Origin of the sequence: Pseudomonas arsenicoxydans (assembly GCF_006438915.1) — a bacterium.
Classification (GTDB): Bacteria; Pseudomonadota; Gammaproteobacteria; order Pseudomonadales; family Pseudomonadaceae; genus Aquipseudomonas; species Aquipseudomonas arsenicoxydans_A.
This window is the reverse complement of sequence record NZ_RCZE01000005.1, coordinates 386,397-408,725: the sequence shown is the minus strand read 5'-3', so window position 1 is coordinate 408,725 and position 22,329 is coordinate 386,397. Positions and strand designations below refer to the sequence as shown.

Here is a 22,329-nt window from a genome sequence, read left to right as displayed (position 1 = left end):
CGGTTCTGTGGCGAGGGAGCTTGCTCCCGCTGGGACGCGAAGCGGCCCCGATCTTTACCCAAAAAGAAGGGCCTGCTGCGCAGTCCAGCGGGAGCAAGCTCCCTCGCCACAAGGGTTGGTTCAGCTTCGGTTTTTGCTGTCAGGCAGGGGCCAGTTCGGTGACCACCCGGCCGCTTTCCATGCGCACCAGTTGATCGGCGACGTCGAAATAACGGTCATCGTGGGAAATCACGATGATGGTCTTGCCCAGGCGTTTGAGGTCCGGCAGTAGCTCGGTGTAGAAGATCCGGCGGAAGGTCGGGTCCTGATCCGCCGCCCATTCATCGAACACCAGCACCGGACGTTCCTCCAGCCACGCATTGACCAGCGCCAGGCGTTTGCGCTGGCCGGTAGAGAGGTCGGTGGTGGTGAAGTTGCCGTCCTTGACGCTGACCTTGTGCGCGATCTCCAGCCGTTGCAGGTATTGGTTGGCGTCTTCGGGGATGTACGTATCACCCTGAACCACATCATCGAACAGGTAGTAGTCGGCGAAAATCGTGGTGAACAGCTGGCGATAGTCATCGCGATTCTGCGCGTCGATGGCCTCGCCGTTGACGCTGATCGCGCCCTGCTGCGGCGTGTACAGGCCCAGCAGCAACTTGATCAGCGTGGTCTTGCCGCAGCCGTTCTCGCCGACGATAAAGGTGATGTCGCCTTGCTTGATCGTCAGGTTGACCGGCCCGAGCTGGAACGGCGCCGCACCTTCAACGGCCGGGAAAGCGAAACGCACATCGGCCAGTTTCAGTTCGTCCACAGCCTGTTTGACCTGGCCCTGATCGCTCAACAGCAGATGCGGTTCAGGGGTGGAAAACTGTTCGGACAGCTCGGCAATGCGGCGGAATGCGATCTGCGCACGGCTGACAATCGGCAGGGTGCTGATCAAATGTTCCAGCGGGCCTTTCATGTACAGCAGCACCAACACGAAACCGCTCATCACGGTTTTATCGGCGCTCGGCCAGAAGGTTTGCAGCGCCAGTGCCAGACCGATCACCACGAAAAACAGCATCGAGCCAAAGGTCTTGGCGATCACGAACGTGTTGATCGAACGCACCTGGGTGTTGCAGATGAATTCGGCGGTGGCCTTGATGCCCGAGACAAACATGCGCTGGCGGCGCGGACGATGGATGCGCAGTTCCTTGGCGCCTTCGGCAATCGCGTTGTAGTGCTTTTGCAATTCGTCTTCGGCGTCACGAGCGGCCATGAAACCTTGCACGCCTTTGCTCTGGGCGTAGGCCTGAATCGCCGTGCCGATCAGGATAGCGGCCACCATGATCAGGAACATCGGCCACGACAGGATGGCCAGGTAACCCATGCAACCGAGGGTCACGGTCACGGAAATCGCCAGCGGGGCGAAGGCGAAAGCGAAGTCGCTGATGGTGTCGACGTCGTGGGTCAGCACCGGGATCAGCCGATGGCTGCGGTAGCGCTCGATCTGCTCGATGGGTGCCGACAGGACTTTTTCGCCCAACTGTTTACGCAGCTTGGCGATGATGTGCTGGCCAACGTAGTTGGTGCCGATGTCGGAGCAGATCGAACTCAACAGCGCCAGCAGGCACAGGCCGGCGAACAGCGCGACCACGCCCTGGGTCAGGCCGGTGTCCGAATGCAGGGCGTTGTTGATGGTCGCCAGTAAGACCGTGACGCTCAGGCCGCCGACCATGCCCAGGAAAATGGACGCAGCGACGATCAGCCGAAAGGGTTTCAACAGGGCGAACAATTCGCCGATGGCGCCACGGGGAGGCTGGGTCATGGAGGACGGTTCCTTGGGTGGAAAGGCAGATACCCAGTAGAACGTCTGATCGAGGGCTTAATTTAGCCGGGTGCCGACTGGTGGTGCTGCGCGATGGCGGTCTACCAATAAATGGCTATGTCGACGGATAGTCCGTCTTCGCGAGCAAGCCCGCTCCCACATTCGACCCCACTCTCATATGAGAACTCGGTCTAATGTGGGAGCGGGCTTGCTCGCGAAGAACGATTACGCGGTGAGTCTGAATAACTTAGAGATCCCGCACCACGCGGAAACCCATCCAGTCTCCGCGCTCTTGCGGGTACTGGCTATTGCGGTTGCCCGAGCGTGAAAACACCGGCGCTTCACCCCAGTCATTGCCGCGAATGCGCACGGCTTCGCAGTTGGCCTCTACCCACGCGCTGCCATCGGCAGGCGCACCGACGTAGTCCGGGTGTTCGCAGTCTTCGACCCATTCATAAACGTTGCCATGCATGTCATACATGCCAAACGCGTTCGGCGGGTAGCTGCCAACGGGCGAACTGTAGCTGTAACCGTCCGCCGGGCCGTAGGTGTTGGCGTGCCTGGCGATGCTGTATTCCTTGCCCTCATCGAAGGGGAAAGGGAACGCGCCCTTGGTGCCACCCCGAGCGGCGTATTCCCGTTGGGCTTCGCTGACCATGTGGTAGTTCTGCCCGGTTTTTTTCGACAACCAGGCGACGTAATTCTTCACGTCATCGAAGTTCATGCACACCGCAGGCTGGCGCGGTGTCTGCGGATAACGTGGTTTGCTGGCCACGCACTCGCGGCCCGGCCGGGTATCGCCATTGGCAATGATCACGCCGCTCTCGCGCAAGTAGCTGTCCCATTCACCGGCGGTGACCTGGAAGCGGCTCATGGCGAACGGTTTGGCGAAGGTCACGTCGTGCATCGGGCCTTCGTCGGGCTCGCGGCCGACTTCATCGTCCGGTGTGCCCATGCTGAAGGTGCCGGCGGGCAGTACCACCATTTCCGGGCAGTCGCGGCAGTCCTTGAATACCTTGCCGGGGAGCGGCGGGGTGGCGGCCTGGGCGCCTCCGATCATAAGTGCGGTCAGGGCCAGGGCCTTGAACGGCAGAGTCAATTGATCTCGGTTCATGAGTCATCTCGAGTAAAGAGAAATCGGGGTGTCACGCTTAAAGGGCGACGAATCATTGTGGCGAGGGAGCTTGCTCCCGCTGGCCTGCGCAGCAGGCCCTTTCTTTTGGGACCGCTACGCGGCCCACCGGGAGCAAGCTCCCTCGCCACAGAGGGCATAAGCGTCATGCGGTTTTGTTCAGCAGGGTCATGAAGCGGTCGATCTGCTCTTCGGTGTTGAGCAAGCCAGGCGCAATACGGATCACCGGGCCGACATCGCGCTCCACCGAGTCGCAGACCACGCGGTTTTCCATCAACCGGGCGGCGACTTGTTCGCAGTCGCGGTCCTTGATGCGGAAGAAGGTGAAGCCGGCGGACAGGTCAGGGCTCTTTGGCGTGACCAGTTCGATCCGCGGGTTTTCCAGCAAGCGGGTTTTCGCATAGGTATTGAGCGCATGAATCCGCGCCTGCACCTCGGCCTTGCCCAGCTCCAGATGCAACTTGAACGCCTCGTCCAGCGCCCAGCGGTGTTCAAAGCTGTGATAGCCGCCGGGGGTCATGATCGTCGAGAAGGTGGTGGCTTCGGAGAAGGTCGGAATGGTCGGCGTCACGTCCTTGAGCTCGGCGGATCGGGCGCAAATGATCCCGGTGCCGCGCGGGCCGAACATCCATTTATGAGTGCCGGCGATAAAGAAGTCGCAGTGCATGTCGGGGAAGTCGAGGTCTTCGACGCCAAAACCGTGCACGCCGTCGACCACATACAGAATGCGGTCCTTGTCGTCGCGATTGCGGTTCTGTTCGTCCACCAGTTTGCCAATCTCACCGATCGGCAATTTCACGCCACTGCCGGATTGCACCCAGGTCATGCCGAGCACGCGGGTGTGCAGGCGGATGCCTTTGGCAATGGAACCGAGTACTTCGTCGACGGACACGTCGCGGCTATTCTCGAACAACTTGAGCTTGCGCACCTGGACCCCGTCCTTTTGCTGACGGTAATCCAGCGCATAGTTCGTGGCGTAATGTTCGTGCTCGGTGGTGAGGATTTCCTGATCCGGACGCACATGAATGCCGCTGTAGATCAGCGACAAGCCTTCGGTGGTGTTGCCGGTGAGGGCGATCTGCTCGGGTTTGGCCTTGAGGTAACGCCCGGCCCAGACGCGCACGTCCTGTTCGCGTTTTTCCGTTTCGCCGAGGTCCCAGTCCATCGCCCGACCAGGGTTGCGGTCGAGGTTGGCGCGGTGCCGCTCGATGGCCTCGCGCACCGGTCGCGGGTGCGATGTCACCAGAAAGTTGGCGAAGTGCAAATAGTCCGGGTCCTGATCGAAAAGTTGGCGCAAATGCGCCCACTTGTCCTTGGGCAGCGGCTGCGCCGTGGCAGCCCGTGCAGGCACTATCACAGCGCTGCTCAGGGGCAGGCCGGCCGCGAGAATCCCGGCCTGCTTGAGGAATGAACGACGGTTGGTCATCAGCAAGGTTCGCTTTTGCAAAGGGGATTCAGTTGTTCGCCACCGGCCGGGAAGACTTCTGCACCTGGTCCCAGACCCGCAGGAAATTGCCGCCCCACAGTTTGGCGATATCGGCCTCGCTGTAGCCGCGACTGATCAGTTCGGCCGTGACGTTGCGCGCTTCGCTGACATCCTTCCAGCCCTCGAGGCCACCGCCGTCGTTGAAGTCGGAGCTGATACCGACATGATCGATGCCGATTTTCTTCACCGCGTAATCAATCGCGTCGCCGTAGTCCTTGAGCGTGGCTTTCGGTTCTTCGTCGACAATTGCGTAGAGCTGGCTGGCGTATTCGCCGAAGCGCTGCGCGGACCAGACGGTGATCACCGGGTCGCCAGGCATCAGCGCCATCTCCAGGCCTTGCAGCGGTTGCAGGTCGAAGCGGGCGCGCAGGGCATTGAGTTTGTCCTGGGTGGTTTGGCTCAAGGGGCGGATGTAGGTCGGGAAACCGACGATCTGCACCACGCCGCCGCTGTTCTTGATCAGCTGCATTTCCGGGTCGCTGAGGTTGCGCGGAATGTCCACCAGCGCACGCGGCGCTGAGTGCGAAGCGACCATCGGTGTGCGGCTCAGTTGCGCGACTTGTTCCAGGGCTTTGGTCGACATCTGCGAGACATCGATGATCACGCCGAGGTCGTTGAGGCGGTGCACGGCTTGTTTGCCGATGTCCGACAGACCGCCGAGGGCATCGCGCGAATCATTGAAAAACGGCAGCGGGCGCGACGAGTCGGCCCAGGCGTTGTTGCCCACGTAACTGAAACCGAACATGCGCATGCCACGGGCGGCCCACTTGTCCAGAGCGTTGAGGTCGTTGCCCAGCGGGTAGGCGTTGAGCATGCTCATGAACACTGCGAACTTGCCTTCGCCGTGCAAGCGCCGGAAGTCGTCGGGGGTGTAGGCGATGGCGACCTGGTTGGGGAAATCGCGAACCATGGCGCTGATGATTTTATAGCGGGTTTCCTGCTCGAACCGGGCTTCGTCGACGAAACCGGCGGTGGGGCGGTGCGGGGCGTTGGCGCCGTTCCAGATTTCCGGCCAGCCGAAGATAGTCAGGGCCGCGCCGGACAGGCGTCCGCGTCCGGTTTTGACCAGGTCGAACTGGCCGCTGCCATCCTTGTCGGCTTCATTGCCGGCGGTGCCGAAGTCGAGGGGCACGGTGACGTGGCTGTCGAAGGAGAGGATACGCGTTTGCAGTTCATCGGCCTGCTGCATGACTTTGACCGGGTAGCCGGGGTTGTCTTTGAACCAATGATCCCAGACGGCATAGCCGGCACCGGCGCTGATGGCCAGCGCCAGGGGCAGGCAGAGGTACAACGCCTTTTTTGAACGGGGTGTTTTCATGTTCATCTCAGTCAGGTTCGTTGCCCCGGTGTGGGGGGCTTTGCTATCTGGGATGGACGAGTGGTTGATCCGATAATTTAGGTGAATCTGCCGGCCTCTTCGCGAGCAAGCCCGCTCCCACATTGGATCGAGGTATACGCAGATCAAATGTGGGAGCGGGCTTGCTCGCGAAGCTTCTAAATTTTCGGAGGGGGAAAACGTTCTAGCTTGGATAAAGCCTGCTTCATGGCTGACACAGGTAGGGCAATGACGATTTCTCGACGAGGGTTCATAGCAGGCCTGGCGCTGACCGGTGCTGCCGTGCCTGCGGCTTTTTATGGGCATCGCGAATGGACGAAAGCGGATCCGACGATCACCCCCGGCGAAGCGTCTTTTGATGTGGCGGATGTCGCCGGCCAGCGGTTGGCGGATACGCTGCGGGGCGTCTGGCAGATTCGTTTTGAAGGGCGTGATGCCGGGATTGAAGGTTTGCCTCGCGACGGTCTGGAAGTGTTTCTGGACGTCGGCCACAAAGGGCGCGGCTTGATCGGATTTCTCGACACGGCCGAGCGTTTGCGTTCCAACGAGACACCGCGCTATCGGGTGCTGGGCGATCTGGCCGAGGCCAAAGCGGCGCAATTGAGTTGGCGACTGGTCAGTGCCGACGTGGCCAACGGCACCCCCGATTACGAATTCAGCATGACCCTGGACGAAGTCTGGGCCGGGTTCGGCAACGCCGGCAGCGGCAGCCTCAGCGGTCGCGTATTGAACCTCGATCGACCGCTGATGATGACCGCGCAGGACAACCGCTTCATCGCGGTCAAACGCATCTTCCCCGAAGCCCGCGAGCGTGCCGGGCTGAATGCGCCGCTGCTGGCCTGGCTGATTTCCCCCGAGCACCGGCTGTTTCACCAGCTCTGGCATGCCTCGCGGGACAAATGGCACACCCTTGCCGAAGACAAACGCAATGCCCTGCGTGGCCTCGGCTGGCAACCGGGGCCGCGTGACAAGGAGCGCGATGCTCGCGGTGCGCGCAAGGATCGCAACGGCTCGGGCGTGGATTTTTTCTTCATGCACCGGCACATGCTCGGCACGGCGCGGTCGATGCAGGACCTGCCGTCGTGGCAGCACTTTCCGTTGCCGCAACCGGAACTGGTCCGTGACCGCATCGGCTTCGCCCAGTACTGCGACAACCACGACGGCAGGGCGCTGCCGCCGACCTGGCTGGCTGATGACGATGCCGAATACTCGCAGTGGGTCAGTGACATCAAGACCGCCGAGACTTATCACAGCAACTTCCAGGTCTGGGAGTCGCGCTACCGCGACCCGCGTTACCTGTCGAAGCTGACCTTGGGGCAGTTCGGTTCAGAGGTTGAATTGGGCCTACACGACTGGCTGCACATGCGCTGGGCTTCGGTGCCGCGTGATCCGTCCAATGGCCATCCGGTACCGTTCGCCCGGGATCCATCAGATTTTTCCGCACGCTGGTTTGCGCCGGAAAACGACTTCCTCGGTGACCCGTTTTCGTCCCATGTGAACCCGGTGTTCTGGCATTTCCATGGCTGGATCGATGATCGACTGGAAGACTGGTTTCGTGCGCACGAGCGCTTTCACCCGGGGCAGGTGAGTCGGCTGGAGGTCAATGGCGTGGCGTGGTTTGCCCCGGGGCGTTGGGTGGAAGTCGATGATCCGTGGCTCGGGCCGAGCACCCACGGCTGCAGCACCACGCCGGGGTTGCAGGCGGGCAAGTCAGTGGAAATGGACCCGGAAACCATGAAGATGGCGCTGCGGATAACCTTTGGCGAGGATGAGAAGAAGCTCGCTGACTTGTTCCGCAAGGTGCCGCAGCGGCCCTGGTATGCGCGGCATTTGAAGGCTAAACCGGTTATCAGTTAATCAGTCAGACCGCGTTATCGTTCTTCGCGAGCAAGCCCGCTCCCACATTCGACCGAGTTCTCACATGAGAATGGGGTCAAATGTGGGAGCGGGCTTGCTCGCGAAGGCGGCCGAACAGACACCGCCATCAAAAAACCTGCCACCCCCCACCCAACGCCTTGTACAGCGCAATACTCGCCTGCAACCGCGACAACCGCAGCTGCACATTCAAATCCTGCGCCGCATACAACGTGCGTTGCGTCTCCAGCACCGTCAGCCAATCCTCGGCGCCGGCCTGATAGCGACTCTGCGCAATGTCGAACGCGGTCTGCGCCTGCTTCAGTTCTTCACCTTGCCAGTGCCGCTGTTCATCCAGCCCGCGAATGCTGTTCAGCGCTTGTTCGACGTCGGCGAAACCGTTAATGATCGCTCCACGGTAATTCTCCAACAGCTCTTCCTGACGGGCCGTGGCCTTGTCGCGCGCGGCACCCAAGCGTCCGTTGTTGAACACTGGCGCAAGCAGCCCGGCGGTGAGGTTATAGAACGGACTGCGCAGAATGTCCGACGCGCGATCCGCGCCCGAACCGATTTCGGCGCTCAACGTCACGGTCGGCAACATCGCCGCGCGGGCCACGGTGACATCCGCCTGCGCCGCCGCCAGTTGCGCCTCGGCACGGGCAATGTCCGGTCGACGGCTCATCAGTTCGCTGGGCAGGCCGGCGCCAATGGTCGGCCATGACAGCTGATCAAAGTTTTCCTGACCCAATGCCAACGCCTGAACCGGTCGGCCGAGCAGGGCGGCAAGGTTGATCGACGCGTCCTGCGCCTGTTGCTGCACCAGCGGCAATTGCCGTTGTTGCGCGGCGACCAGGCTTTTCTGCTGCGCCAATTCCAGCGCCGTCGCCGAGCCTGAATCAAAGCGCGTCTGCACCAGCTTCAACACGTTCTGCGCATTCGCCAGGTTCAACTCGGCGATGCGGCTCTGTTCGCGCAGGGACAGGGTTTGCGCGTAGCCGCTGGCAACACTGCTGAGCAGCGTCAGTTCCACCGTCGCCTGATCGAACTGGCTGGCCTGCAAGGCAAATTGCGCGCTGTCGCGGGAAGCACGTTGGCCGCCCCAGAAATCGATTTCGTAGCTGGCGCTGAGGTTGGCGTTGAAATAGTCCACGGCGCTGTTATCGCTGTCGGCATCCAATTGGCTGTAGCCATTGCCGCGCATCAGTTTTTGGCGATTGGCATTTACCCCCGCCGTAACTTCCGGCAGCTGCGAACCGCCGGCCACCACTGTTTCGGCCTGGGCCTGACGCACCCGGGCGATGGCCGCGGCCAGATCGAAACTGCCGACTCGCGCCTGGTCGATCAATCGGTCCAGTTGCGGGCTGCCGAACTGCGTCCACCATTGCGGGTTGCTGCGCACGGCGTCTTGCGTGTGCGGCGATTGCCAGGAAACGGGCGGCACGATACCGGCGTCCGGGCGCTGGGCGGGTGTGCCGCAAGCGCCGAGCAACAGGCAGAGCGTCAACAGACTGAGTGGCGGCTTCATGGAGAAATCATTCACTGGTAAGGGCCGTGACCGGGTCGAGTCGGGCAGCTTTGCGGGCCGGCATGAAGCCGAAGACAACACCGGTGACCAGGGCGCAACCAAAGGCGCCGAGCACCGCTATCAAGGAGAATGCGACAGCGACTTCGCTGAGAATCAACACACCGCCGACGATCAGCGCCAAAGCGATCCCGGCCAGCCCGCCGACCACCGAGAGCATCACTGCCTCGGTCAAAAACTGCCGGAGGATGTCGCGCTGCCGGGCCCCGGTAGCCATGCGGATACCGATCTCGCGGGTACGTTCGCGCACGGTCATCAACATGATGTTCATCACACCGATGCCGCCCACCAGCAAGGAAATGGCTGCAATCGAGCCTAGCATCAGTGACAGGGTATTTTGCGTGCGTGCTTCGGCCTGGATCATCGCCGCGTTGTTGGTCAGTTCGAAATCCTTCTTGCCGTTGTGCAGGCGCAGCATCAATTGTTCGATGGCGATTTCGGTTTCCTTGACCTTGCGCGCATCGGCGGCGGCGATGGCCACGTATTCCGGGTTGTGCGTGCCGAATAGCCGGACGCTGGCGGCGGAGTAGGGGATGGCGATGCGGTCGTCGCTGTCGGAATCGCCGGAACTGGCGCCTTTTTCCGCGAGCACCCCGACCACCTGGAAGGGCACGTTTTCGATCAGGATGTATTGGCCGATGGGGTCCGCGACATCCTTGAGTAACTTGGTTCGCACTTTGTGGCCGATCACCGCGACCGCTGCGGCGTTTCGCTCATCGGCCTCGGTGAAGTAGCTGCCTTCGACCACCGGCCAGTTGAAGATCGCCGGGAAGTTAGTGTCGTTGCCGCCGACGTAACTCAAGTGGTCGAGGTTGCCGAAACGCACCCCGGCTTCCTGACCGTTGACCGGCATAATCCGCATCACTTGCGGCAGGCTGGCCACCGCCGCGACGTCGTCGAGGGTGACGATGCCTGGCGCGGTGCGCGGGTTCGGCGCCGAACCGCTGAGGTAAATGATGTTCGAACCGAAGGCGCCCATTTGCGCCATGACCTGGCGCTTGCTGCCTTCGCCGACGGCGAGCATCACCACTACCGACGCCACGCCGATGATGATCCCGAGCAGCGTCAGCGCGGTGCGGAAGCGGTTGATCCACATCACCCGCCACGCCGCTTGCACCGCATCGATCAGTTCGCCTTTCCACGCGCCGGTGGCTTCGGCGCCTTCGCTCAGACGCTTGCGCAAATCCACGGCTTGCAACGCGCCGGGATTGGCTGAGGTCTGGGCTTGAGGGTTGTCGCGGGCGCTGTCGCTGATGATGAGGCCGTCGCGGATTTCGATGATGCGCTTGGCCCGGGCCGCGACTTCGCGGTCATGGGTGATCAGGATCACCACGTGACCCTGGCTCGCCAGTTCATCGAGCAGGGTCATGACCTCGGCGCCGCTGTGGCTGTCGAGGGCACCGGTGGGCTCATCGGCGAGGATGATGTGGCCGCCGTTCATCAAGGCGCGGGCGATGGACACCCGTTGTTGCTGGCCGCCGGAGAGTTGATGCGGACGGTTGCCGGTGCGCGAGGCCAGACCGAGACGGTCGAGCAGGGCGGCGGCGCGGGCATGGCGTTCGGCGGCCGGTAAACCTGCGTAAATGGCCGGCATCTCGACGTTTTCCTGGGCCGAGCCGGACGGGATCAGGTGATAACCCTGGAACACAAAACCGAAGGCTTCGCGGCGCAGCCAGGCCAGTTCATCACTGCCGAGCCCGGCGACGTTTTCCCCGGCGAAGCGGTATTCGCCCGATGTCGGGCGGTCGAGGCAGCCGAGGATGTTCATCAGCGTCGACTTTCCGGACCCGGAGGCGCCGACAATCGCCACGAACTCCCCGGCATGGATCTGCAAGTCGATGCCGCGCAACACATGCACTTCGGGGGAGTCGCCGCCGCCGTAGGCTTTGCGAATGCCTTGCAGGTCGATCAGAGGCGTCTGCATTCAGCCGCCACTCCCGTCGGCCGGGCCGATCAGCAGGTGATCGCCTTCGCGCAGGCCATCGAGGATCTGCACCCGCAGGCGATCACTGATGCCGGTGCGCACCTCGCGCTGCTCGATGCTGCCATTTTTTGCCACGACTTGTGCGGTCTGGGTGTCTGGTTCCGCTCCACCCTGCAACGCGGCGATGGGCGCGGTGAGCACATTTTTTGCCTGGTCGGACACGAAAAACACCTGCGTCGTCATCTCGGCCATCAGCGCGTTGTCGGCGTTATCGACGTCGAGCAACACGGTGTACAGCACCACACGGGCACTGCCGCTTTTGCTCGAACTGGCCGGGCTGCCGCCGCCCTGACTGGTCTGGTCGAGTGGCTTGGGCGGTACGGGCAGGATCTGCCGCACCGTGCTGCTCCAACGGCGACTGTCACCACTGAGGGTGGTGAACCAGGCGTTCATGCCGGGTTTGACGTGGCCGATGTCGGCTTCCGAAACTTCGGCCCACACGGTCATCGGCGACAATTTGGCGATACGCAGAATCAGCGGTGTTTGCTGCTGCGCGTTCAGCGTCTGGCCGACCCGGGCGTCGAGGGCGACGACTGTTCCGGACATGGGCGCATAGATTCGCGTGTAACCCAGTTCAGCCTGATCGCTGCGCAGGCTGGCTTCGGCCTGACGGATCTGCGCCTGGAACATGTCGATACGCGCCTGCGTGGCGCGCCGTTCAGCCTGGGCGGTTTGCACGTCTTCTTCACGGGTGGCGCCGCCGGCCTTGAGGTTCTGCTGGCGCTGGTATTTCTGCCGCGCGAGTTCGTGCAGGGCCCGTTGCTCCTGGAGCTGCGCCTTGAGGTTTTCGATGGAGAAACGTCCGGCGTCGAGTTTGGCCTGTTGCGTGGACGGGTCGATTTCCACCAGCAACTGACCTTCCTTGACCACGTCACCGACCTCCACGTGAATCTTGTGGATCTGCCCGGAGGCCTGGGCACCGACGTCGACATACCGCCGGGGTTGCAGGGTGCCCAACGCGGTGACGCTGCTTTCGATGTCGCCCCGGCTGACGGCCACGGTGGCGAACCTGTCGCGACCGGGCGGAATGATTTGCCAGGCGGCGACGGCGATTACGGGGATCAGGCTAAGTGCTACAAGCAGGGCGCGTCGGGTGTGTCGGGGACGTTTCATGCAGGGTTCCGGCCAATGGGTATCGGCCCGTCGTTCAACCTGCGCGCAGCTAACAGCGACAGTCGACAGAGACGGGGAGCTGTCCTGTAAACGAGGAGTGGTGCGTGGAATTTAGGTGCGGACACACAGGGTTACACCTGTAGCTCATGACTATTTGTGCGGCAAGGACAAGCAGTACTTTAAATCTATATGAGAATTACTATAAATTACGCACCTCGAACTGCCACTATCGTGCCACTGCCTATTTCGGCCGTAGACGAGGGGGCTCAAGGACAGACACCGCACCCGTGCGGCCGGGAGTCATGTTGGAAAACTACTATCGCGAGCTGGTGTGTTTCCTGAACGCCAAGCTAGGCAACCGACAGGTGGCCGAAGATGTGGTGCATGACGCGTATGTGCGGGTGCTGGAGCGTTCCAGCGACACGCCCATCGAGCAGCCCCGGGCGTTTCTGTATCGCACCGCCCTCAATCTGGTGATCGACGACCATCGGCGCAATGCCCTGCGTCAGGTCGAGTCGCTGGACGTGCTCGACACCGAAGAGCGCTACTTCACGCCATCCCCGCACAACTGCCTCGATCACGGCCAGCGCCTGCAAATGCTCCAGCGTGCCCTGGCGGAACTGCCACGGCTGTGCCGTGAGAGTTTTCTGTTGCGCAAGATCGAAGGCCTGTCCCACCCGGAGATCGCCGAACAGCTGGGTATTTCTCGGGCCCTGGTGGAAAAGCACATCGTCAATGCGATGAAGCATTGCCGGGTGCGGATGCGCCAGTGGGACGCCCATTGATCCCTGCCGATTAAATTTTATTTCACTGTCCTCGTTCCTACTCAACAGACGACCTGCTGTCCTGCCCAAGGCCGGTCAGGTCACTTAGGCTTACTCCCCATCTGTTGAGGGGTTCATCCAGAGGACACTGGAAATGACACAGGCAATTGCATCGCCCATCGTTCACGACCTGATCGGCGTCGGTTTCGGCCCTTCGAACCTGGCGCTGGCCATCGCTCTGCAAGAGCGCGGGCCAAGCCAGGGCGAGCTGGATGTTCTGTTTCTCGACAAGCAGGCGGACTACCGCTGGCACGGCAACACCCTGGTGACCCAGAGCGAACTGCAGATTTCGTTCCTCAAGGACTTGGTGACGCTGCGCAATCCAACCAGCCCGTATTCCTTCGTCAACTACCTCAAGCACCACAGTCGCCTGGTGGACTTCATCAACCTCGGCACCTTTTATCCGTGCCGCATGGAGTACAACGACTACCTGCGCTGGGTCGCCGCGCAATTTGAAACCCAGAGCCGATACGGCGAAGAAGTGCTGACCATCGAGCCGGTGCTGCACAGCCAACAGGTCGAAGCGCTGCGGGTGATCTCTCGCGATGCCCAAGGCCAGCAGCACGTGCGCACCACCCGTTCAGTGGTGGTCAGCGCGGGTGGTACGCCGCGCATTCCCGAGGCGTTCAAGGCGTTGAAGGATGACGGACGCGTGTTCCACCACTCGCAGTACCTGGCGCAAATGGCCAAGCAACCGTGTGTGAACAACCAGCCGATGAGCATCGCGATCATCGGCGGCGGGCAGAGCGCGGCGGAAGCGTTCATCGATCTGAACGACAGCTTCCCGTCGGTGCAGGTCGACATGATCCTGCGCGGTTCGGCGTTAAAACCGGCGGATGACAGCCCGTTCGTCAACGAAGTGTTCTCGCCGGAGTTCACCGACCTGGTGTTCCAGCAAGCCCACAGCGAGCGCGAGCGCCTGGTCAACGAGTACCACAACACCAATTATTCGGTGGTGGACATCGACCTGATCGAACGGATCTACGGCATCTTCTATCGCCAGAAAGTCTCGGGCATTGCACGCCACGCGTTCCGCACATTGACCACTATCGAAAAAGCCACGGCCACCGAGCACGGTATCGAGTTGGCGGTGCGCAATAACGCCACGGGTGAAGTCTCGGTTCGTCTATACGACGCCGTGGTATTGGCCACCGGCTACGAGCGGCAGATGCACCGCAAATTGCTGGCGCCGCTGGAGCAGTATCTGGGTGATTTTGAAGTTGATCGCAACTACAAACTGATTACTGATGAGCGCTGCAAGGCCGGCATTTATATGCAGGGCTTCTGCCAGGCGAGCCATGGGTTGAGCGACACGCTGTTGTCGATCCTGCCGATTCGGGCGGATGAGATTGCCGGTTCGTTGTATGAGCATGGCAAAAACCGTGGGCACAGCCGTTCGGTGGTGGATCTGTTGTTGGCGACTGCCAGCTGAGATTTTTGGCGCCTGAGAGGCCGCCTTCGCGAGCAAGCCCGCTCCCACATTTGATCTGTGTTCGCAGGACTAATGTGGGAGCGGGCTTGCTCGCGAAGGGGCCCTTGAGAACACCACAAAACCTGAAAGCTGAACCCTTCCTGAAGATCCCCGCGATTCCCCCACCACACACCGTTCCTTCGTTTACTCTGCCTGAATCGCGGCGTAAGCGTCGCGCGTTTTCATCAATAGCGGAGACCCACAGTGGGTACTTGTTCGAGTGACAGTAGTCGGCCGGTTTCAGTAACCGGCACCTTCTCGGCAAGATAACGCGCAGCTTTTTTGTGCCGTTGTCTCGCCGTACAGCGAGCAGCGGCCTCCCGGTCGAGCCAGTCCTGGCCCGATTCCCGATGTCCTCTCATCGACACACTTTCGTGTGATGGCGCCTGCCTGGTCGTCATCGCAGCGACTCGACACGCCTGCTCGAAGGTTTCCCGGCTGACCCTGGGGGCAACGCCATGAACCTGACCCTGCTCAAGGAATTCTTCGCCGGATTCCTGCGCACCCGCCACATCGCCCGGCACTTCCGTCGCCTGGCGCTGCTGGAAACCTTCACCGACACCACGGTCAGCCGTGAAGTACCGCCGACGCTGGCGCAAACCCTGGTGGGCGCCGCCAACAGCGACACCGGCCAATTGCTGGAAAGACTCGGCACGCACACCGATGGTCTGAGTGAAGAAGAGGCCGACACCCTGCGCGAGCGCTTCGGCCTCAACGAGGTCGAGCATGAACAGCCACTGCCATGGTGGACCCACCTGTGGCACTGCTACAAAAACCCGTTCAACCTGTTGCTGACGTTGCTCGCGGTCATCTCCTGGCTGACCGAGGACATGAAAGCCGCCATCGTGATTTTCTCCATGGTGGTGCTCTCGACGTTGCTGCGGTTCTGGCAGGAAACCAAATCCAACCAGGCTGCCGATGCGCTGAAAGCGATGGTGAGCAACACCGCGACGGTCCTGCGCCGCGACTTACTGCGCATCGAGTTGCCGATCAAACAATTGGTGCCGGGCGATCTGATCGTGCTTTCTGCCGGCGACATGATTCCCGCCGATTGCCGGGTGCTCAGCGCCAAGGACCTGTTCGTCAGTCAGGCGGCGATGACCGGTGAATCGATGCCGGTGGAAAAGTTTCCGCGTCAGCAAGACAACGACACCAGCAACCCACTGGACCTCGACAACATTCTGTTCATGGGCACCAACGTGGTGTCCGGCACGGCGATGGCGGTGATTATCACTACCGGTAACGACACGTATTTCGGTGCGCTGGCGCAGCGAGTGGGTGCCACTGATCGTGCGCCGACGTCGTTTCAGACCGGGGTCAACAAAGTCAGCTGGCTGCTGATCCGCTTCATGTTCGTCATGGCGCCGCTGGTGCTGTTCATCAACGGTTTCACCAAGGGCGACTGGACCCAGGCGCTGCTGTTCGCATTGTCGATTGCCGTGGGCCTGACCCCGGAAATGCTGCCCATGATCGTCACCTCGACTTTGGCCAAAGGCGCGGTATTTCTGTCGCGCAAAAAAGTCATCGTCAAACGCCTGGATGCGATCCAGAACTTCGGCGCCATGGACGTGCTATGCACCGACAAGACCGGCACCCTGACCCAGGACAAAATCTTCCTCGCGCGCAATGTCGACGTCTGGGGCAACGACTCCGACGATGTGCTGGAAATGGCCTACCTCAACAGTTACTACCAGACCGGCCTGAAAAACCTGCTGGACGTGGCGGTGCTGGAACACGTGGAAGTCCACCGTGAACTCAAGGTCGGCACCGCGTTTCGCAAGATTGACGAGATCCCGTTCGACTTCACCCGCCGGCGCATGTCGGTGGTGGTCGCCGAGCGCGAGCATGCTCATCTGTTGATCTGCAAAGGCGCGGTGGAGGAAGTGCTGGCGGTGTGCACGCGGGTGCGTCACGGCGTCGTTGATGAGGCGCTGAGCGATGAACTGTTGGCGCGGATTCGCCAAGTGACCGCGACGTTCAACGCCGAAGGCCTGCGAGTCGTTGCGGTGGCTGCGCGGCCGATGATCGAAGGGCGCGACACTTACAGCCTGGCCGATGAGCAGGAACTGACACTGATCGGTTACGTGGCGTTCCTTGATCCACCCAAGGAAAGCACCGCACCGGCGCTTAAAGCGCTGGCGGCGCACGGTGTGGCGGTAAAAGTGCTGACCGGTGACAACGAGCTGGTGACCGCCAAGATCTGCCGCGAAGTCGGTCTGGAGCAGCAGGGGCTGTTGATGGGCAACGACATCGAACGCATGAGCGACGCCCAACTGGCCGTAGCGGTGGAGACGACCAACGTCTTCGCCAAACTCACGCCGTCGCACAAGGAGCGCATCGTGCGCTTGCTCAAGGGTAACGGCCACGTGGTTGGGTTCATGGGTGACGGCATCAACGACGCCCCGGCCCTGCGCACCGCCGACATCGGTATTTCGGTGGACAGCGCCGTCGACATCGCCAAGGAAGCGGCCGACATCATCCTGCTGGAGAAAAGCCTGATGGTGCTGGAGGAGGGCGTACTGGAAGGGCGCCGCACTTTCGCCAACATGCTCAAGTACATCAAGATGACCGCCAGTTCGAACTTCGGCAACGTGTTCTCGGTGCTGGTGGCCAGCGCGTTCATCCCGTTCCTGCCGATGCTGCCGATGCACCTGCTGGTGCAAAACCTGCTCTATGACATTTCGCAGATCGCCATCCCGTTTGATAACGTCGATGAAGAAATGCTCAAGCAACCGCAGCGCTGGCAACCGGCGGATGTCGGGCGCTTCATGCTGTTCTTCGGGCCGATCAGCTCGATCTTCGACATCACCACGTTTGCCTTGATGTGGTACGTGTTCGACGCCAATACCCCGGACCACCAGACGTTGTTCCAGTCTGGCTGGTTCGTGGTCGGGCTGCTGACCCAGACGCTGATCGTGCACATGATCCGCACCCCGAAAATCCCGTTCCTGCAAAGCCGCGCGGCGATGCCGTTGATGGTGATGACCGGGATCATCATGGCGGTCGGCATTTTCCTGCCGATGGGGCCGCTGGCGCACTACTTCAAATTGCAGGCGCTGCCATCGATGTACTTCGTGTTTCTGCCGGTGATCCTGCTGGCGTACATGGCGCTGACGCAGGCGGTGAAAGGGTTCTACATTCGCCGGTTTGGCTGGCAGTAAGTCGTCCGGTTGCAACGTCATCCTTGAGCCGAGGGGGCACGGATCCAGCCGTGAACCCTCGTATATATAAGAAAGGGTGAACAAGCATTTAGGAAAAGTCCTACATAAACCGGTATCAAGCTTCCGTAGTCTTGCGCCTCACTTTGGTCACCCTGCGGACCCCGGAATGACGAATAAAGCATTACGAATCCTGATTGCCGACGAGCAGCACTTTCAGCGGATGAAGATCGAGCGTCTGTTCAATCAGTTGGGCTATTACCGGGTGGCACCGGTTCAACACCTTGAAGAGCTGTTGACCCTGGTCGAGTACGGTTGCGAACCGTTTGACCTGGTGGTCATCAATGCTGCCATGGCCGCTGGTTCATTGGACCTGCGCGGTTTTTTACTCGACAACCCGCAGGTTCGCAACGCCCTGGTTTTCAACGACACCCTCGCGCAATTCGCGCCGATGTCGATCAGCGGGCAAAAGACGATTCAGGTGAGCACTGCCGTGCTTCCAGACCTGAAGGGCATCCAGCGTTTGATGTCCACCGTGGACCCCTTGGTGCGTGCCAATGATGACCTGACCATGCGTTATCAGCAAAAAATGGGCTGAGCCAAAGTTCCCGTTCGTCGGAACTGTCATTTCTGACAGGTAGTTTTCATCCTTCCGCCATGTAAGAGTTTTCGCGCAGTTTCTGCGTGCACTCGGGCCTTTTCCGACGGGCATCCGTGGCGTCATCGTCGATTTTTTGCACAGGAAGTTTTCATGAGGTCAGCGCTGATTGTGGAGGATCATCCGGTGGTTCGCGCCGCAGTCAAACTGGTGCTTGCACAGGAAGGTTTCAAACGGATTTATGAAGCATGCAATGTCGGGCAAGCGTCAGCGATCCTGCGTGAACACACGCCTTTACTGGTGATTCTGGATCTGATGATGTCCGGTGGTAGCGGGCTGGATGTACTCGAGCGAATCAAAACCAGCAACTTGTCGTGTGCGGTGCTGGTATTCACGTCCCTTGACGAATTGTTTTTTCAAGAGCGTTGCATGCGCTCCGGTGCTTTGGCGTACGTCTCCAAGACCAACGACCTGAGTCAGTTGCACAAGGCCATACAGGCACTGATGGCCGGGTACACCTATTTCGCCCAACTGCCCAGCGCATCGATGGACGCGATGCAGCAAAGCGAAAAACAAATGATCGACCATCTCTCCAACCGCGAATTGACCATCCTCCAATGCCTGGCCAAGGGTGACGCAAACAAGGTCATCGCCGAGAAGCTGTACTTGAGTCACAAGACCGTCAGCACCTACAAGACCCGTTTGATCGAAAAACTCGGCGTACAGTCGGCCGTGCACCTGCGCGACTTCGCCCTCCGCAACCACTTGATATGAAGGCGTCTGAACGTGCGTATCCTGATGTGCGCAATGTTAATGTGTTTGGCGCAGTCGACCATGGCTGGGGAGACGAAGTCCTTGCAGCTGCTGGGACGTTCCACGGTGGAGGGTTACGAGGTCCATTTGAATGAAAATGACCGGCAATGGCTGCGCAACAAGAGTGTCTTGCGCCTCGGGGTGAGTGGCGCTGATTATCCGCCCTTCGAAGTGACGCGCAGCGTGGATGAGCTGGAAGGCATCACCGCTGATTACGCGCAACTGATCGCGCAATTATTGAACGTTCCGATTGAAGTGCAGCGTTATAACGCGCGGGACGCGGCCATGGAGGCTTTGAAATACGGCGCGCTTGATCTATTGGGAACCTCGAACAGTTTCGAAGCGGCCGACCCTGAGTTGGTCCTGTCCAGGCCCTACGCTGAAGATCAACCCATGCTGGTTACCCGACTGGACGAGCGCATGCCCGAGGATCTTGCGGGCAAACGCATTGCCATGGTCGATGACTATTTGCCGGCGCAGACGGTCGAAACGTTTTATCCCGAGGCCAGCCTGCAGCGTTATCCATCGGCACTCGATGCGCTGGGCGCGGTAGCGTATGGGCAAGATGACGTGTACCTCGGGGACCTCATCAGCGCCAATTACCTGATCAACAATAACTACCCCAATGACGTGCAGTTGGTGGGACCGTCCGGTCTCGACGCCAATCCGTTCGGCTTTGCCCTGGCGCGGGACAACCTGCCGCTCAAGGCCATCATCGACAAGGCCCTGGCGGCGATCCCGATGAAACAGCGCGCGCTCATCGAACAGCGCTGGAGCGCCGGCAGGGTCAACACGCTGGGTCAGTCGCGGGTCAATCTGAGCGCCAGTGAGCAGCAGTGGCTGGAGCGTCATCCACAGGTCACTATCGGGGTGGTCGAGAACTTCGCGCCTCTGACGTTCTTCAATGCCGAGGGACAATTCAGCGGGTTGACCGCGCAATTGCTGTCGCTGATCAGCCAGCGCAGCGGTTTGAACTTCAAGGTGCTGCGGGGGCGATCCCTTGATCAACAGGTTCAGCGACTCAAGGCGGGCGAGATCGACGTCATACCTGCCATCATCCCGGCCACCGAAGGTGTCGCCGACCTGCACTTTACCAGCCCCTATCTGACCAATCCGTACATGCTCGTCAGCGCAATCACACCCGATAGCCCCAAGACACTGGACGAACTGGCCGGTAAACGCCTGGCGATTTACCACAGCCACCCGGTGCGCGCCTTCATTCAGGCGCGAGTGCCTGGGGTGCGCATGGTGGATGTTGAAAACCCGGCGCAGGGGATGGAGTTAGTCATGAACGGACAAGCCGCCGCGGCCGTCAGTTCATTGTTCATGACCCGATATCTGATCGCCCGGTATTACCCGGGACGCTTACGGATCAGTAGTACCGTGGGTGACGAACCGGCGCGCATCGCGATGGCAACGGGCGGTGGAGACCCGGAGTTGCAATCGATCTTGAACAAGGCGTTGCTGAGTATTTCGCCTGATGAAATGGACGGTTTGGTCACCCGTTGGGGAAATGATGTGGTAGTGGATGACAGCTACTGGTTGCGTCACCGACCGGTTATCTTGCAGGGGTTCGCCGCTGCCGCCGTGTTGCTTTTGCTGGCGGTGGGCTGGATCGTCTGGCAACGTCGGCAGATCCGCCAGCGCCAACAATGGTTGCAGCAATTGCAAGATGCCAAAGACGCGGCCGACGATGCCAATCGTGCGAAAACCACGTTTCTGGCGACCATGAGCCACGAAATTCGTACGCCGATGAACGCCTTGATTGGCATGCTCGAAATGGCCGGGATGCGCGCGGAAGAGGGCATCGCCGATCGTTCAGCTCTGGAAGTGGCGTCCGCAGCCGCGCAGCAGTTGTTGGCACTGATCGGCGATATCCTGGACATCGCCCGCATTGAATCCGGGCATCTGTCGCTGGTGCCTGAACGTGTGAATTTGCATGCGCTGGTGGCCTCGGTGTGCCGGGTGTTCGAAGGTCTGGCGCGGGAAAAAGGTCTGGCATGGCGGGTTGATCTGGATGAACGCAGTGACCGTGACGTGTTGATTGACCCCACGCGTTTGAAGCAGGTGCTGTCCAATCTGTTGAGCAACGCAATCAAGTTTACTCAGGCAGGTGAAGTGAGCCTGACGCTGCGGGTGGTGCCGGGGATTTCAGGTCATCTGGCTGTGGCGGTACACATCGACGACAGCGGCATTGGTATCAGCGCGGTTGATCTGCAGCGATTGTTCAGCCCGTTCGTCCAGGCCGGCAACAATCTACAGTCGGGACGCAAAGGCTCTGGGCTGGGGCTGGTGATCAGCCGTACCCTGTGCGAAATGATGGGCGGAAGGCTGGCGCTCGACAGTGTCCTGGGGCGGGGCACCCGGGCGGACATCAGTCTGTCATTGGTGGCGTTGAAAGCCTTGCCAGCCGGCGAGGCGATGGACAGTGGATTGGCGCTATGCACCCGCCCCCTGAGGATTTTGGTGGTTGATGATTACCCGGCCAATCGCTTGTTGCTGACGCGCCAACTAAGCTATCTGGGGCACCGGGTCATGGAGGCCGAAGATGGCCTGCAAGCGCTTGAGTTGTGGCGCGGCCACGAATCCGATGTGGTCATCAGCGACTGCAACATGCCTCGGTTCAGTGGTTATGAGTTGGCAGGGGCGATTCGTGATGAAGAGCGTGCCTATGGATTGCCGCCCACGCTGATTCTGGGATTTACCGCCAACGCGCAACCTGAAGAAAGGATTCGGTGCATGGAAGCGGGCATGGACGACTGCTTGTTCAAACCCATTCTGCTGGCGGATTTGAGCGCCTGGCTGGCCTCGCAGTTTGGCGGTGAGCCAATCGCCCTGCCGGCCGATACGCAAGCCAGTCTGGAGATGGACTTGACCGGCCTGGAGCTTTACGTCGGCGAAGACCGGACGCTGATCAATCAGTTGCTGCGCGAATTGGCCAAGTCCAACCACGAAGACCTCAATCATCTGCTGCAAGCCCACGCGGGCGACGATCACCCGCGTCTTCAGGAACTGGCGCACCGTATCAAGGGCAGCGCGCGGATGGTCCGTGCGCAGCGATTGGTCGAATGCTGCGAGCAACTTGAGCGCGCTTGCGCGCAGGGGCGTGCGGTGATGATCGATGAAGCCGTCAATCAATTGCAGCAAGCCATGACCCGACTGGACCAAAGCCTCTCACGCGGCTGAGGC

General features: G+C 60.7%; 14 protein-coding genes. 7 read left to right on the top strand and 7 right to left on the bottom strand.

The window, feature by feature from the left end; translation table 11 throughout:
• Positions 1 to 139: 139 nt before the first annotated feature.
• From EAH78_RS13380 to pvdM, 4 genes are all read right to left on the bottom strand, one after another.
• Positions 140 to 1,789: a cyclic peptide export ABC transporter gene (locus tag EAH78_RS13380; protein WP_140667945.1), complete on the bottom strand. Its 1,650-nt coding sequence runs from the start codon at positions 1,787 to 1,789 to the stop codon at positions 140 to 142.
• Positions 1,790 to 2,036: 247 nt separating this feature from the next.
• Positions 2,037 to 2,903, bottom strand: coding sequence for a formylglycine-generating enzyme family protein (locus EAH78_RS13375; RefSeq protein ID WP_140667944.1), 867 nt, complete (start codon positions 2,901 to 2,903; stop codon positions 2,037 to 2,039).
• 163 nt (positions 2,904 to 3,066) lie between these two features.
• Positions 3,067 to 4,347 (bottom strand): aminotransferase class V-fold PLP-dependent enzyme, encoded by a 1,281-nt coding sequence (locus EAH78_RS13370; protein WP_140667943.1) that lies wholly within the window; start codon positions 4,345 to 4,347, stop codon positions 3,067 to 3,069.
• A 28-nt stretch (positions 4,348 to 4,375) separates the two neighbouring features.
• On the bottom strand, positions 4,376 to 5,725 hold the full coding sequence (gene pvdM, locus EAH78_RS13365; RefSeq protein WP_140667942.1) for a pyoverdine-tailoring dipeptidase-like protein PvdM: 1,350 nt from the start codon (positions 5,723 to 5,725) through the stop codon (positions 4,376 to 4,378).
• A gap of 246 nt (positions 5,726 to 5,971) precedes the next feature.
• Here pvdM and EAH78_RS13360 point away from each other — a divergent pair, with 246 nt between their 5' ends.
• Positions 5,972 to 7,600, top strand: a complete 1,629-nt coding sequence (locus EAH78_RS13360; protein ID WP_140667941.1) for a PvdJ/PvdD/PvdP-like protein — start codon at positions 5,972 to 5,974, stop codon at positions 7,598 to 7,600.
• A 127-nt stretch (positions 7,601 to 7,727) separates the two neighbouring features.
• Here EAH78_RS13360 and EAH78_RS13355 read toward each other — a convergent pair whose 3' ends face one another.
• Genes EAH78_RS13355 through EAH78_RS13345 form a run of 3 tightly spaced genes read right to left on the bottom strand, consistent with a single transcriptional unit; the run spans position 7,728 to position 12,276 of the window.
• Positions 7,728 to 9,122, bottom strand: a complete 1,395-nt coding sequence (locus tag EAH78_RS13355) for an efflux transporter outer membrane subunit (RefSeq protein ID WP_140667940.1) — start codon at positions 9,120 to 9,122, stop codon at positions 7,728 to 7,730.
• A gap of 7 nt (positions 9,123 to 9,129) precedes the next feature.
• The gene (locus EAH78_RS13350) at positions 9,130 to 11,103 is read right to left on the bottom strand and encodes a MacB family efflux pump subunit (protein ID WP_140667939.1); all 1,974 of its coding nucleotides are present in this window, start codon (positions 11,101 to 11,103) and stop codon (positions 9,130 to 9,132) included.
• Positions 11,104 to 12,276, bottom strand: a complete 1,173-nt coding sequence (locus tag EAH78_RS13345; protein WP_140667938.1) for an efflux RND transporter periplasmic adaptor subunit — start codon at positions 12,274 to 12,276, stop codon at positions 11,104 to 11,106.
• Positions 12,277 to 12,578: 302 nt separating this feature from the next.
• Between EAH78_RS13345 and EAH78_RS13340 the strand changes: the two genes are divergently transcribed.
• The 6 genes from EAH78_RS13340 (at position 12,579) to EAH78_RS13310 (ending at position 22,326) form a co-directional block, all read left to right on the top strand.
• Positions 12,579 to 13,061, top strand: coding sequence for a sigma-70 family RNA polymerase sigma factor (locus EAH78_RS13340; protein ID WP_027925489.1), 483 nt, complete (start codon positions 12,579 to 12,581; stop codon positions 13,059 to 13,061).
• Positions 13,062 to 13,194: 133 nt separating this feature from the next.
• Positions 13,195 to 14,532 (top strand): lysine N(6)-hydroxylase/L-ornithine N(5)-oxygenase family protein, encoded by a 1,338-nt coding sequence (locus EAH78_RS13335; RefSeq protein WP_140667937.1) that lies wholly within the window; start codon positions 13,195 to 13,197, stop codon positions 14,530 to 14,532.
• Positions 14,533 to 15,029: 497 nt separating this feature from the next.
• Positions 15,030 to 17,732: a magnesium-translocating P-type ATPase gene (gene mgtA / locus EAH78_RS13325; RefSeq protein WP_140667935.1), complete on the top strand. Its 2,703-nt coding sequence runs from the start codon at positions 15,030 to 15,032 to the stop codon at positions 17,730 to 17,732.
• A gap of 166 nt (positions 17,733 to 17,898) precedes the next feature.
• Positions 17,899 to 18,327: a response regulator gene (locus EAH78_RS13320; protein ID WP_140667934.1), complete on the top strand. Its 429-nt coding sequence runs from the start codon at positions 17,899 to 17,901 to the stop codon at positions 18,325 to 18,327.
• Between the two features lie 153 nt (positions 18,328 to 18,480).
• Positions 18,481 to 19,101, top strand: coding sequence for a response regulator transcription factor (locus tag EAH78_RS13315; RefSeq protein WP_140667933.1), 621 nt, complete (start codon positions 18,481 to 18,483; stop codon positions 19,099 to 19,101).
• Between the two features lie 60 nt (positions 19,102 to 19,161).
• Positions 19,162 to 22,326, top strand: a complete 3,165-nt coding sequence (locus EAH78_RS13310; protein WP_240051879.1) for a transporter substrate-binding domain-containing protein — start codon at positions 19,162 to 19,164, stop codon at positions 22,324 to 22,326.
• Positions 22,327 to 22,329 lie beyond the last annotated feature (3 nt).